Source organism: Nocardia sp. NPDC127526, assembly GCF_042672265.1.
Taxonomy (GTDB): Bacteria; Actinomycetota; Actinomycetes; order Mycobacteriales; family Mycobacteriaceae; genus Nocardia.
The window spans coordinates 21,359-34,732 of record NZ_JBHXVO010000040.1; the positions used below are offsets into that span (position 1 = coordinate 21,359).

The following is a 13,374-nucleotide window of genomic DNA, read 5'->3' on the forward strand; positions in this document are numbered from 1 at the left end:
CGGCCATGGATAAGCCACTGCTCGAAGTCCGTGATCTCAACGTGTGTTTCACCTCCGAGGGCAAACAGACCCCGGCGGTGCGCGGCGTGGATCTGACGGTGTACCCCGGCCAGACCGTGGCCATCGTCGGCGAATCCGGCTCCGGGAAATCGACCACGGCCCACGCCGTCGTCGACCTGCTGCCCGGTACCGGCAAGATCACCTCCGGATCCATCTGCTTCGACGGCAAGGATCTGGCCAAGGCATCCCAGCACGAGATCGTCTCGGTGCGCGGGCGCGGCATCGGGTTCGTGCCACAGGACCCCATGTCGAATCTGAACCCGGTGTGGAAGGTCGGGTTCCAGATTCAGGAAACCTTGGAGGCCAATGGGATTGCCAAGGGGCACGCCGCCAGGAAGCGCACCATCGAACTGCTCGAAGAGGCGGGCATGTCCGATGCGGCGCGGCGGGTCAACCAGTATCCGCACGAGTTCTCCGGCGGTATGCGCCAGCGCGCGCTCATCGCCATGGGCCTGTCCTGCCGGCCGAAACTGCTCATTGCCGACGAGCCCACCTCGGCGCTCGACGTCACCGTGCAACGGCAGATCCTCGACCACCTGGATGAGCTCACCAACGAACTCGGCACCGCCGTCCTGCTCATCACCCACGATCTGGGCCTGGCGGCCGAACGCGCCGAGCACCTGGTGGTGATGTACCGCGGCAAGGTCGTGGAATCCGGTCCGGCACTGCAGATTCTGCGCGACCCGCAGCATCTGTACACCAAGAAGCTGGTGAACTCCGCGCCTTCGCTGGCCTCCCAGCGGCTGTCCTCGGTCCGCAAGCGCGCCGAGGTGCGCGAACAGGCCGAGCGCATGGCCGGGCAGCTCGCCGAGACCGATACCGGATTCACCGAGACGCCCGACGATGTGGTGATCGCCGACAAGCTCACCCGGGTGTTCCAGGTGCGCGGCAGCACCCCGTGGAAGTCCACCCCGCTCAAGGCCGTGGACGACGTGTCCTTCCGGGTGCGGCGCGGCACCACCACCGCCATCGTCGGCGAATCCGGCTCCGGCAAATCGACTGTGGCGCAAATGGTGCTGGGCCTGCTGGAGCCGACCTCCGGCCGGGTGAACTTCGACGGCCAAGAGGTGGCGAAGCTGAAAGGCAAGGCCGCCTTGGCCTTCCGGCGACGAGTGCAACCGGTGTTCCAGGATCCCTACGGCTCCCTGGATCCCATGTACTCGATCTACCGCACCATCGAGGAACCGCTGCGCACCCACGGCATCGGCACCACCAAGGAACGCGAGGCCACCGTCCGGGATCTGCTGGACAAGGTGTCGCTGCCCGCCTCGGTCATGCGCCGCTACCCCAACGAGCTGTCCGGCGGTCAGCGCCAGCGCGTCGCCATCGCGCGGGCCCTGGCCCTGCAGCCCGAGGTGGTGGTGTGCGACGAGGCGGTCTCCGCCCTCGACGTGCTGGTGCAGGCCCAGATCCTCACCCTGCTCAACGAGCTGCAAGCCGAGTTGGGCCTGTCCTACCTGTTCATCACCCACGACCTGGCCGTGGTCCGCCAGATCGCCGACAACGTCGTGGTCATGCAACAGGGCAAAGTAGTCGAAGCCGCCGCCACCACCGAGGTCTTCGACAACCCCCAGCAGGACTACACCCGCAAACTGCTCGACGCCATCCCCGGCCGCGACCTGCTCGCCTCCTGAGGATCGCCGCCCGCCGCGCCGGTCCTCTCACACCGCGCGCGGCGGGCGGTGGTCGGCTCGTGCGGTGGTCGGCTCGTACGATGGGCCGGTGGTCGGCTCGCTCGTGCGGTGGGCCGGTGGTCGGCTCGTGTGGCGGGTGGCAACCGCACCGTATGGCGGTCGGCGGCTGTCCCCACCCCCTGGCTCGGTAGCCTCCTATTTCGTGACCGACCCGCTACAGCCCCTCGTCGACCTGCCCGGCGTCCGCGAAGCCGCCGCCAAGGCCCGCGACGCCCTCGCCGAAGTGCACCGGCACAAGACGAACCGCCGCGGCTGGCCGACCACCGCCGCCGAGGCCGCCGTCCGCGCGGCCCGCTCCTCCGCGGCCATCGAGGGCGGCACCATCGACATCCCCGCCGACGGCGTGGTCGAAGACCCCATCCTCGCCGGCGCCCTCCGCGTCGGCCAGGCCCTCGACGGCGAGGCCCTCACCAACCTCGTCACCGTCTGGCAGCGCGCCCCCCTCCAGGCCCTCGCCCGCCTCCACCTCCTCGCCGCCGCCGACCTCGTCGACGACGAACAACAACTGGGCCGCCCCCGCAATGTCCCCGGCGTAGCCGAACGCCTGGACCTCCTGGCCCAAACCGTGGTCGCGACAAAGGCCCCCGCCCCCGTAATCGCCGCCATAGTCCACGGCGAACTCCTCGCCCTCCGCCCCTTCGGCACCGCCGACGGCATAGTCGCCCGAGCCGCCTCCCGCCTGGTCTCCGTATCCAGCGGCCTCGACCCCCACAGCCTCGGCGTCCCCGAAGTCTTCTGGCTCCGCCGCCGCCAGCCCTACCTCGACGCCGCCGCCGCCTTCGGCATGGGCACCCCGGAAGGCGTGGGCGGCTGGGTGATCTTCACCTGCGGCGCCCTGGAAGACGGCGCCCGCGAAGCCAAATCCATCGCCGACGCAGCGGCCGGGTAAATACCCCTGGACGAACGGGGGTTTGGGGGCGGAGCCCCCAAGGGGGTCGTTGGGGGTTCGGGGGCGAAGCCCCTGAGAGTTACGAGAGTTGTACTCATCAAAGCGGGCGGCGTTGTCGCGTAATGCGACCTCACCGCCCGCTAGCACGGACTACCCGGTTACCAAGCGTGCTTTTCGGGTTGTGTCTACGGCCTCGGCGAGCTCTCCACGTTCCGCCGGTTCATCCCCGCGATCTACGCGAGGCCCTTGCCGTCGAATCCGCGGATAACGCAGGCCCACAACACTCATGCCCTTGTCGCGGCGTGCTCCGCGTGGGTGCCTGGTGTCCGTGCTGGGAAGGGTGGGTCGGGAGATGGGATCTTCTCTTCCGATCCGATCTTGGCCTTCCGTCCTTCCGTGAATCCATTGTTACTCTGTGACCGCCCCCACATCAAGAGCTGGGGAAACTTTCAAATATCCGGCGTGTTCGCGTGATTTTGCATCCGCGCGTTTCGCCGGTGAGAGCGGCGGTGCATCACCGCTTGCGGCGTAGCAGGCGATAGCTCAACGCCCCCGCCGCCACCGCCCCCAACCCCACCGCCACGCTCGCCGCGACCGTCGTGGTCGAGGGCTGCGGCAACCGCGCCCACAGCGACACCGGGTTGGAGAAGGCGAGTATCGGCCACCCGCGCGCGACCGCCTCCCGGCGCAGCGCCCGGTCCGGATTCACCACCGTCGGATGCCCGACCGCGCTCAGCATGGGCAGATCGGTGACCGAGTCCGAGTACGCGTAGCAGCGCGCGAGCTCGTATCCCTCGCGCGCGGCGAGCTTCTGGATCGCCTCGACCTTGCCCTCGCCGTAGCAGTAGAACTCGACTTCGCCTGCGTACTTGTTGTTTTCGATGACCATGCGGGTGGCGGCGAAGTGATCGGCGCCCAGCGCGGCCGCGATCGGCGCCACCACCTCCTCGCCCGAAGCCGACACGATGACCACGTCGTGGCCCCGAATCCGGTGGTCCGCAATGAGATCCGCGGCTTCGGCGTAGATGAGCGGGTCCACGATGTCGTGCAGCGTCTCGTTCACCACCGAGCGCACCTGGTCCACATCCCAGCCCGCGCACATCTTGGTGAGGTGTTCGCGCATGCGATCCATCTGGTCGTGATCGGCGCCGGAGAGCAGGAACAGGAAGTGCGCGTAACTGCTTTCGAGCACCGCGCGCCGGCTCAGCAGGCCCTGGTCCATCAGCGGCTTGCTGAACACGAAGGCGCTGGACCTCGCGATCACCGTCTTGTCGAGATCGAAGAAGGCGGCGACTCGTCCGCGTTCGGCCGTCATGGGCTCCAGAATATGTTTCGCCGGCCGGGGAGGTGTGTCATGGGGCAATTGCCCGAGTTAGCCAGCCGGAAACCGGGTCGGGTCGGCGGGAAAAAGACTCGCCCGGCGGACTTGCAAACGTGCCAGGGCTTGGGTGTAGTATCGCAGATACCTGGACATGGTCCAGGCGCGTTCAGCCCGACCCCCCGGGGCTGAACCCGACGGCCCCAGCCTCCTCCCCCCCCGGCTGGGGCCGTCCTCTATTTCCGGACAGTTCCGGCACACTCCACTCCCCGCTTTTTTATCCACAGGTCGCGTGTTGTCCACACTCGCCGCGGAGCCGCTGTTGCCGGTCCGGTCGGAGGGCGAGGCTGACCTGTATGAACTCCGATGCCACCGGCCCGGCCCGGGCCCTCGCCCTGCTCTCCGATCCCCGGTTGCGTGATGAGGTGCGCCGTATCGCGGCGGCGGCCGACCGTCCCCTCGATGAAGGCGTCCCACCCCCGGGCCGGCATGCCTGGACCACCGCCGCCGCGGTCATCCTGGACACCCCCGCGGCCCTGGCCTGTGCGAATGCCGATCACCCGCGCCGTGCCGGAATTCTCCTGGTGACCGCGGGTGAACCGGGTTTGCTCGACTGGCAGGCGGCCACCGCCGCGGGCGCCGAGCAGGTGCTCGCCCTGCCCACCGCGGCCGATGCCCTGATAGCCGCGTTCGCCGCCTGTGACCAGCGCGGACGCGGTGACGGCGCGGTGGTCGCGGTGGCCGGCGCCTGCGGCCGCTCGGGCGCTTCCACGCTGGCCTCGGCCGTAGCTCTCACGGCCGCCGGGCATTTCCGCGAACGCACCCTGCTGGTGGATGCCGCCCCGTTCGGCGGCGGGCTCGATCTGCTGCTGGGGATGGAGAACACGCCGGGCCTGCGCTGGCCCGACCTCGTCATCGAGGACGGGCGGGTCGCCGCGGCCGCCCTGCACGAGGCGCTGCCCGCATCCGGCGGGGTATCCCTGCTCTCCTGCGGAAGAGGCGCCCGCGCAATGGAACTCGCGCCCGCCGCGGTGCGCGCCGTGGTCGAGGCGGGTCGATCCGCCGGGGATCTCGTGGTCTGCGATCTGTCCGGCGAACGCGGCCCGCACGCCGATCGAATCCTGGATGCGGCGGATGCCGTCATCCTGGTGGTCCCCGCCCGCTTCCGTGCGGTGGCGGCCGCCGAATCCGTTGCGGCGCACACGGTCGCTCGAAATCCCAATGTGCACTTGATCGTTCGCGGCCCGGCTCCCGGCGGCCTGCGCGGTGACGAGGTGGCTCGGGTGCTGGGGCTCCCGCTGCTCGCCTCGGTCCCGCCCCAGCCGCGCCTGTCCGAACGCCTGGAGCACACCGGCCTCACCGTCCGCCGCCGCGGCCCGCTCCGCCTCGCCGCGGAAGCCGTACTCACCGCACTGAGCTCGGCCGACGAGCCGCGCACACGGGTATCCGCCGCGGCGGTACGGCGATGAGCGGCCTGGTGACGGCCGAGCTCCTGGAGCGGGTGCGGGAACGGCTGGCCGACGGTGCGCAGGATCCGGAGCCCGCGCAGGTGGCCGCGGCCATCCGCGCCGAAGCCGGTGGCGTACTGGGCGATACCGATCTGCTGCGCGCGCTGCGCTTGTTGCAGACCGAGATGACCGGCGCCGGTGTACTGGAGCCGCTACTGCACGATCCGGAGGTCGCCGACGTCCTCGTGACGGCTCCCGACGCGGTCTGGGTGGACCGCGGTCACGGCCTGCGCCGCACCTCGGTGCGCTTCCCCGACGAGGCCGCGGTCCGCCGCCTGGCGCAGCGCCTGGCCCTGTCCGCGGGCCGTCGCCTCGACGACGCCCAACCCTGGGTCGACGGCCGCCTCTCCGGAACCGAAGCAGCCCTGGGCAATTCGTTCGGCGTCCGCCTGCACGCAATCCTCGCGCCCATCGCACACGGCGGCACCTGCCTGTCCCTGCGCGTCCTGCGCCCCGCCTCCCAGGGCTTGGATGCACTGGCCGCCGCAGGTGCGGTCACGGCCGAAGCGAAAGTATTGCTGGAGCGCATAATCCGCGCCCGCCTGGCCTTCCTGGTGGTGGGCGGCACCGGTGCGGGCAAAACAACCCTGTTGTCCGGACTTCTCGCCAAAGTCGATGCGGCCGAACGCGTTATCTGCGTCGAGGACGCCGCCGAGCTCGCTCCGCCCCATCCCCATGTGGTGCGGCTGGTCGCCCGCCCCGCGAACGTCGAAGGCGCCGGCGCGGTAACGGTCCGGGATCTCGTCCGCCAAGCCCTCCGCATGCGCCCCGACCGCATTGTGGTGGGGGAGGTGCGCGGCGCCGAAGTGGTCGACCTGCTGACGGCCCTGAACACGGGCCACGACGGCGGGGCCGGAACCGTACACGCGAACTCGCCTCGAGAGGTTCCCGCCCGCCTGGAAGCCCTTGCGTCCCTGGGCGGAATGAGCCGCACAGCCCTGCACAGCCAACTAGCCGCGGCCATTCAGATAGTCCTCCACGTCCACCGCCACCCCGACGGCGTCCGCACCCTCCGCGAAATCGGCCTGGTGACCCGCGCCGCCACCGAAGTCCGCATCACCCCCGCCTGGACCGCCGACGGCCGCCCGGCCCCCGCATCCGGCCTCCTCGCCGCTCTCCTCGACGAAAGGACAACCCGATGAAGCCCCCACTCTGCCCGGACGACCCACATCAGATCCCCTGCTGCCCACCCGAAGCCGCCTGCCGCCCTTCCGCTCAGCCCTGCACCAGCCTCTTCGGCTGGCGTCGCCCCAACCCCTCATCACCCCGCCCCGGTTGGCGAAACATCTGCGCAGGTCCCGCCCTCGAACCGACAAATTCCGCCAACCAGACACCAGATTCGTCAAGTGACGTAAGTCACCCTATGTTCATACAACTGCAATCACATCCGCACAAAACCGAATTTCACCCCAACTCCCGGGTCTCCCTGGCCAAACCGACCGACAAAGCCAGGCCGTCTGGTCCCCCTGTCCGCCAAGCGTCCAGCACGCCAGCCGGTTTCGGGAGCCGGCACGACCGGGAAAGCAAGTCTCGCCCCGGCTGCACTGAATTGCCTGTTCGTCATGTGCCCTGTGCGGCAGGTGAACTCGAGAGGTGCCGGACTCGTCGAGCGGCCGGGTCGGCGCAGGGGGAGGGGCCGAGTGCGTGCTGGGCGCCGGTGTGCGGGGGTGAGGCGGATCGTGAGATCGACGCGCGTGCCCCCGAGGCGGGTCGGGGGCAATGACATCGGCGCTGGGGCATTCGGAATCGATTCTCGGCTGTCTGGCTCTTGCCCTGTTGGTGGCGCCGGACCCGGCCGCCCGGCGGCGTTTCGCGCGGGTGTTCGGGCCGGCTCGGCGTAGGCGAAAGCCTTGGACGTACTGGTCGATTCGGTCGGGTGCGGTGGTCTTACCGCTCGTCCTCCTGCTGGTCGGTATCGGCCCGCTGATCGCGGCGACGCTCGTTGCGGGGACGGCTGGACTGCGGTGGCGGCGGCGGACGCTCGAGCGGCGCCGGTCGGCGGAGATCTCGCGACTACTGGACGGGTTGGAGGCGGTAATCGGAGAATTGCGGGTCGGTGCGCATCCGAGTGCCGCGGCCGCGACCGCCGCGCGGGAGACGGGTGGTGAGGTGGCTTGCGCCTTCGCAGCGAGCGCCGCGCGCAGTCGGCTCGGCGGGTCCGGGGCCGAGGGGCTGCGCAGGCCGGGAACGGTTGTCTCGCAGGAGCTGTCACGAATCGCGGACGCTTGGCTGGTGGCCGAACGGCACGGTCTGGCGCTGGCGGAACTGCTGTCGGCGGCTCGGGTGGACCTGGTGGGACGTCGGCGATTTCGCGACCGCACGCAAGCCGGGCTGGCCGGTGCTCGGGCCACGGCTGCGGTTCTGGCCGTGCTCCCAGTGCTCGGCATCGGACTGGGGCAGCTGATGGGCGCGGCTCCGCTGCATGTGCTGTTCGCCTCTTCGGTGGGCACATGGCTCCTGCCCTTGGGTGTGGCCCTGGCCTGCACGGGTCTGCTGTGGACCGACGCGATCACCGAAAAGGTCCTGCGATGACCAGAAGGTCCCGCGAGGAGCCATGTTCAGGTCGCTGGGCGAGTCATGTGGCGAGTCGGCTGTGCCGGGGCGATAAGGCCGGTGTGCGGAAGCGGTTCGGAAGGAGCGGCGGTGAGTGGATTCTCGGCGGCCGTGGCGTTGGTCGCGCTGGCGCTGCTGCTCTGGCCGGGGCGCGTGGCCGGTCGGCGGCGGTTGCGGTTGCTTGCGGCGCCCACCGGCGGTGCGAGGGTTCGGATCGGCGGGGAGATCGTCGATCCGCTCGGTGCGGCGGGGACGTTCGATCTGTTCGCGGCTTGTCTGCGGGCGGGGTTGCCGGCGTCGGCCGCGGCGGGTGCGGTGGCCGCGGGTGCGCCGGAGCCGTTGCGGACGGTATTGCGGCGGGCGGCGGATCTGCTTGCGCTGGGAGCGGATCCGGTCACGGCGTGGGAGCAGGCGGGGGCCGGGTGTGCGGATGAGGGGGTGGGGGCACTGGTGCGGATGGCGCGGCGGTCGGCTCGGTCGGGGGCCGGATTGGCCGGGGCGGTGGCGGAATTGGCGGAGCGGCGGCGGGGTGCGGTGGAGGATGCGGCGGCCGCGCGGGCGGAGCGGGCCGGTGTGTTGATCGGGGGACCGCTTGGTTTGTGCTTTCTGCCCGCTTTCGTATGCCTGGGGATCGTGCCGGTGGTGATCGGCTTGGCCGGGCGGGTGCTGGGCGGGGGATTGCTGTGAATACGACTGTGCCGGTGCGGAACCGCCGCATCGGATTCGAGGAAGGGGAGTCTCGTGGGATCGACGGTGCGGAACCTCGGCTGGGGACTGCGGCGGCGGCTGCTGACCGCGGCGGTGGGCGAGGACGGGATGAGTACGGCGGAGTACGCGATCGGGACGATTGCCGCGGCGGCCTTCGGGGCCGTGCTGTACGCGGTGGTCACCGGCGACAGCATTGTGAATGCCTTGACCAAGATCATCGACAAGGCCTTGAAGACCCAGGTCGGGTGAGCGGCCGGGACGAGCGCGGCATGGCGACCGTCGAGGCCGCGCTCGCACTGGCGGCACTGGTCGCGGCGCTCGTGCTCTGTGCGGGTGCGCTCTTGGCGGCGGTCGCGCAGGCGCGTTGTGTCGACGCCGCCCGGGAGGCGGCGCGGCTGGCCGCCCGGGGCGATGACACGAGAGCCGTGTCCACGGCCCGGCGGGTAGCCCCGCCGCGGGCAGAGATCGCGGTGCGCGCCGACGGAGACCTGGTGGTGGCGGTGGTGAGCGTCCGCTCGCCGCTGCTACCGCTGACCCTGCGCGCCGAGGCCGTGGCTGCCCGGGAACCCGAGGCGGAGCGATGAGAACTCGCGGTGCGGCGATGAGTGCCGGAGGCGGATCGGCGAATCGGTGTGGGCCGATGAGCCGGCATCGGACCGCGGCCCGGCGCGATGGGGGCGATGCCGGGGGTGTGACGGTGGCCGCATGCCTGGCCGTTCTCGCGGTGCTGGCGGTGACGCTGCCGGCGGCGCAGGTCGGAGTGGCGATGGCGGGGCGTCACCGGGCGCAGGCTGCGGCGGATCTCGCGGCATTGGCCGCGGCTCACCACCTGTCCGGCGGCACGGCGGCGGGCTGTGCGCGGGCCGAGGAGATCGCCGCTCGAATGGCACTGCGGGTGACCGGGTGTGTGGTGGCGGACTGGGATGTGACGGTCACCGTCGAGGCGCGAATGGCGCTCGGTCCGCTCGGCACTCGAGTGGTGCGCGCGATGGCTCGGGCCGGACCGATCGACGATGCGGAGTAGTAGAGGAGAGTAGTAGTTGGCGTAATGGCAATGACAGCCACTATCTCGTACCGAGCGGTTGGTTAGAAATTGGATGGCGCGGGCCACATCAACGGTCGATCGATACCTGAATTGGATGAAAGTCCCGGCCGAAAGGATTGGGTACCGATCACTTTCCAATTCGTTCCGGAAGTCGCATTCGAATGAATTCGCAGGTAAATGCGTAATCGACATTATCGAACGGAGCAACCATCCAGTTAACAGGATCACATCCCTTTTTATTCGGGTATGCGCTACGCCCTGCAGGACTCGCGACGGGCCTCTCGAGGCCACCTCCGATACCGTTCAGCTGCCGAGCTCCGACCGCCCGGTCGGATAGAGCTTCGGCCTCGCTCCGGCGACGGCGCGATCACGGTTCGGTGTGACCGCCGTCACCATTGCCGAGCTCGGCCAGCACCGCCCGCAGCAGGCGGGCCGCACCCGCCTTGTCCAGCGGATTATTGCCGTTTCCGCACTTCGGGGACTGCACGCAGGACGGACAGCCGACCGCGCAGGCGCAGGATTCGATGGCCGCGCGGGTGGCCGCCAGCCAGTGCCGCAGCCGCGCGAACCCGCGTTCGGCGAAGCCGGCCCCACCCGGATGCCCGTCGTAGACGAAGACGGTGGGCAGCCCGGTATCCGGGTGCTCGGCCGTCGACACGCCGCCGATATCCCAGCGATCGCACGTCGCGACCAGCGGCAACAGGCCGATGGCCGCGTGTTCGGCGGCATGCAGCGCCCCGGCCGCCTGCCGTGCGTCGATGCCCGCGCGCGCCAACAACTCCGGCGTGACGGTGTAGAGCACGGCCCGGGTGGGCAGCGTCTGCTCCGGCATGTCGAGGGGCACCATATCGAGCACCTCGCCGCTGGGCAGCCGCCGCAGATACCCCACGACCTGCCGTGTGACCAGCACGTTCGCCAAAGCCGTTGTGACCGAGCCGTGCTCGCGCTCGGCGGTGGTGGCCTCGATCTCGATGGAGGTGAGCGCCCGTGCGCTGGTGGTCCAGCCCGGCGTCTCGGCGTGCACCAGCGCCACGCCTTCCTCCAGGTCCAGCTCGTCGACCACGTAGCTCTCGCCCTGGTGCAGGTGCACCGCCCCCGGATGCAGGGTGGCCGGGGCGCGCCCGGCGTCGGTGGTGCCCAGCATGCGCCCGGTCTCCGCGTCGACCACCGCAATGGCGCTGCCGATACCGCCGCGCACGTCCACCGCATCGTGCGGATGCGCGTCCGCGGTGACGAACCAGCGCGCCGATCCATCGCGCGCGGCGCCGGCCCGCCGCCGGATCACACCCTGTCTCGCCAGGTCGGACAGCAGTTCCCAGGCCCGGAATTCGAGCACTTCGGCATCGGTGAGCGGCTGTTCCATGGCCGCGCACAACAGGTGCGGGCCGAGCACGTACGGGTTGTGCGGATCGGTGATGGTGGCTTCCAGCGGCCGCCCGAGCAGCGCCTCCGGATGATGCACCAGGTAGGTGTCCAGCGGGTCGTCACGGGCGATGAGCAGCACCAACGACCCCTGGGTGCGCCGTCCGGCCCGTCCGGCCTGCTGCCAGAAGGAGGCCACCGTCCCCGGATAGCCCACCACCACGACGGCATCCAGCCCGGCGATGTCCACGCCGAGCTCGAGCGCATTGGTGGTCGCCGCGCCCAGCAAAGACCCCTCCGACAGTGCGTTTTCCAGCGCGCGCCGGTCCTCGGCGAGGTATCCGGCCCGGTAGGCCGCCACCCGCTCGGGCAGCGCCGGGTCGACATCGGCCAGCATGCGCCGCGTGTCCATGGCAATGAGTTCGGCGCCGCGCCGGGACCGCACGAAGGTGAGCGTGCGCGCCCCCTCCGCCACCAGTTCGGCCATGACCTGGGCCGCCTCGGCCCCGGCGGTCCGGCGCAGTGGCGCACCGTTCTCCCCGGTCAGGCCCGCGCCGATGAGCGGCGGCTCCCAGAGCGCCACGGTCCGCGACCCCTGCGGCGAGCCGTCCTCGGTGACCGCGGTACACGGCGCGCCGATGAGCCGGGAGGCCGTGTCGGCGGGTTCGGCGGTGGTCGCCGAGCACAGCACGAATACCGGATCCGCCCCGTACCGCGCGGCGATTCGCCGGAGCCGGCGCAGCACCAGCGCCACATGCGATCCGAAAACCCCGCGGTAGGTATGGCATTCATCGACCACGACGTATTTCAATTGCCGCAGCAGCCGTCCCCACCGTTCGTGACCGCGCAACATGCCCAGATGCAGCATGTCCGGATTGGTGAAAACCCACCGCGCGTTCGATCGCACCCATTGCCTGATCTCGGCGGGCGTATCGCCGTCATAAGGGGCCGGATGAATGCTGCGCAGCGCATCCGCCCCGGTCAGCTCGGTTGCCACGCGCAATTGATCGGCCCCGAGCGCCTTGGTCGGCGAAAGATACAGCGCGGTGGCCCGCGGATCCGCCTGCAATGCGGTGAGCACGGGCAGTTGATAGGCGAGCGATTTCCCGGAGGCGGTGCCGGTCGAGATCACCACGTGCTGCCCGGAAAAGGCCAGGTCGGCGGCGCGGCTCTGATGAATCCAGGGCGCCTCCACCCCGGTGGCGTGCACCGCAGCTATCACGTCCGGGGATATCCATTCGGGCCATTTCGTGACCTGAGCAGCACGTGGCGGTAGCTCCGTGACATGGGTGAGGCGGGGGTCACCGCCATCCGCCCCGGTTAGGACACGATTCAGCAACGATCTACCGTAGGAGTGGGGGCTTTCCGCGCCCACGCGGCTCATGGAGTCGGCTGCTTTCATCGGTGCGGCGCCGCGACACGCGCCGGGGGTGCGAAACGTGTGTATGTCCTGTCCTCTACCTGCCATTTCACTACAGAGTAGCGGCCTGGCTCACACCCGGTTTGCCAGATGCTCGCTCTGTTATCTGGAAGCAAACCAACTTCAAGTACGGATTTGGGCATTATGCCCCTCACCTGCGCATTCGCAAGATCAACTTTTTTGCAAATTGTGGGTAACTCAGCTGTTGAATTGCGCGAAGACATGGTTCACTGGTTCCTGGTCGCAAGCTTCTGTGTTCGAGGGAACGGATCCAAAGTCCAAACCATCAGCAGGATCGATGTTGCGAACGGTGTACTAGAGGCTTTCCTGCAGGGGGAACAGAGTACAGCGCTCGGAACGGACCCGGTGGACGAACCTACTTGTCCGCCGTTCCGGTATGGAAAGAGAAGGAACAGAATGGCACAGGGAACTGTGAAGTGGTTCAACGCGGAGAAGGGGTTCGGCTTCATCGCGCCCGAGGACGGCTCCGCTGACGTCTTCGTCCACTACTCCGAGATCCAGGGGACGGGCTTCCGCACCCTCGAGGAGAACCAGAAGGTCGAGTTCGAGGTCGGCCAGGGCACCAAGGGCCCGCAGGCCACCGGTGTTCGCGCGCTCAGCTGAGCGGGCCTACCCACAGGGTTCCGTCCCCCATCGCCTCCGGCGGTGGGGGACGACCCATATCTGGACCCATTACACTCGATCACGACCCGGGGCCATATCGTCGCTGCAACACGAGTGCGGCCAATGCAGACGGTATAAACGTTCCTGGCAGCGATATCTAGTCGCAGCCGCATGCCCCAGCCGCGTTTCGCGC

At 69.5% G+C, this 13,374-nt stretch carries 12 protein-coding genes; 10 read left to right on the forward strand and 2 right to left on the reverse strand.

Features of this window, described 5'->3' with window-relative positions; all coding sequences use genetic code 11:
* The first annotated feature begins 5 nt into the window (after positions 1 to 5).
* Both ACFVIV_RS35820 and ACFVIV_RS35825 read left to right on the forward strand, forming a co-directional pair.
* The gene (locus ACFVIV_RS35820; protein WP_379204230.1) at positions 6 to 1,694 is read left to right on the forward strand and encodes an ABC transporter ATP-binding protein; all 1,689 of its coding nucleotides are present in this window, start codon (positions 6 to 8) and stop codon (positions 1,692 to 1,694) included.
* A gap of 202 nt (positions 1,695 to 1,896) precedes the next feature.
* The gene (locus ACFVIV_RS35825) at positions 1,897 to 2,643 is read left to right on the forward strand and encodes an oxidoreductase (protein WP_379204232.1); all 747 of its coding nucleotides are present in this window, start codon (positions 1,897 to 1,899) and stop codon (positions 2,641 to 2,643) included.
* Between the two features lie 514 nt (positions 2,644 to 3,157).
* On the opposite strand, the gene ACFVIV_RS35830 is transcribed toward ACFVIV_RS35825, so the two are convergent.
* A complete protein-coding gene (locus ACFVIV_RS35830; protein WP_379204234.1) occupies positions 3,158 to 3,958 on the reverse strand; it encodes an HAD family hydrolase in 801 nt (266 codons plus the stop codon).
* 359 nt (positions 3,959 to 4,317) lie between these two features.
* Between ACFVIV_RS35830 and ssd the strand changes: the two genes are divergently transcribed.
* From ssd to ACFVIV_RS35865, 7 genes are all read left to right on the forward strand, one after another.
* Entirely contained in the window at positions 4,318 to 5,430 is a 1,113-nt protein-coding gene (gene ssd, locus ACFVIV_RS35835; protein WP_379204235.1) for a septum site-determining protein Ssd, read from the forward strand.
* A complete protein-coding gene (locus ACFVIV_RS35840) occupies positions 5,427 to 6,611 on the forward strand; it encodes a TadA family conjugal transfer-associated ATPase (RefSeq protein WP_379204237.1) in 1,185 nt (394 codons plus the stop codon). Before ssd ends, ACFVIV_RS35840 begins: the two co-directional genes overlap by 4 nt.
* A 577-nt stretch (positions 6,612 to 7,188) precedes the next feature.
* Positions 7,189 to 8,001 (forward strand): type II secretion system F family protein, encoded by an 813-nt coding sequence (locus ACFVIV_RS35845; protein WP_379204239.1) that lies wholly within the window; start codon positions 7,189 to 7,191, stop codon positions 7,999 to 8,001.
* A 111-nt stretch (positions 8,002 to 8,112) separates the two neighbouring features.
* Positions 8,113 to 8,709, forward strand: coding sequence for a type II secretion system F family protein (locus ACFVIV_RS35850; RefSeq protein WP_379204241.1), 597 nt, complete (start codon positions 8,113 to 8,115; stop codon positions 8,707 to 8,709).
* Positions 8,710 to 8,775: 66 nt separating this feature from the next.
* Entirely contained in the window at positions 8,776 to 8,979 is a 204-nt protein-coding gene (locus ACFVIV_RS35855; RefSeq protein ID WP_379204291.1) for a DUF4244 domain-containing protein, read from the forward strand.
* Positions 8,980 to 8,999: 20 nt separating this feature from the next.
* Positions 9,000 to 9,314, forward strand: coding sequence for a TadE family type IV pilus minor pilin (locus ACFVIV_RS35860; RefSeq protein ID WP_379204243.1), 315 nt, complete (start codon positions 9,000 to 9,002; stop codon positions 9,312 to 9,314).
* A gap of 56 nt (positions 9,315 to 9,370) precedes the next feature.
* Positions 9,371 to 9,754 (forward strand): Rv3654c family TadE-like protein, encoded by a 384-nt coding sequence (locus ACFVIV_RS35865; RefSeq protein WP_379204245.1) that lies wholly within the window; start codon positions 9,371 to 9,373, stop codon positions 9,752 to 9,754.
* A 388-nt stretch (positions 9,755 to 10,142) separates the two neighbouring features.
* On the opposite strand, the gene ACFVIV_RS35870 is transcribed toward ACFVIV_RS35865, so the two are convergent.
* A complete protein-coding gene (locus ACFVIV_RS35870) occupies positions 10,143 to 12,521 on the reverse strand; it encodes a DEAD/DEAH box helicase (RefSeq protein ID WP_379204293.1) in 2,379 nt (792 codons plus the stop codon).
* Between the two features lie 453 nt (positions 12,522 to 12,974).
* Between ACFVIV_RS35870 and ACFVIV_RS35875 the strand changes: the two genes are divergently transcribed.
* Positions 12,975 to 13,181 carry a cold-shock protein gene (locus ACFVIV_RS35875; RefSeq protein ID WP_019044597.1) on the forward strand — a complete coding sequence of 69 codons (207 nt, stop codon included), beginning with the start codon at positions 12,975 to 12,977 and terminating at the stop codon, positions 13,179 to 13,181.
* Positions 13,182 to 13,374 lie beyond the last annotated feature (193 nt).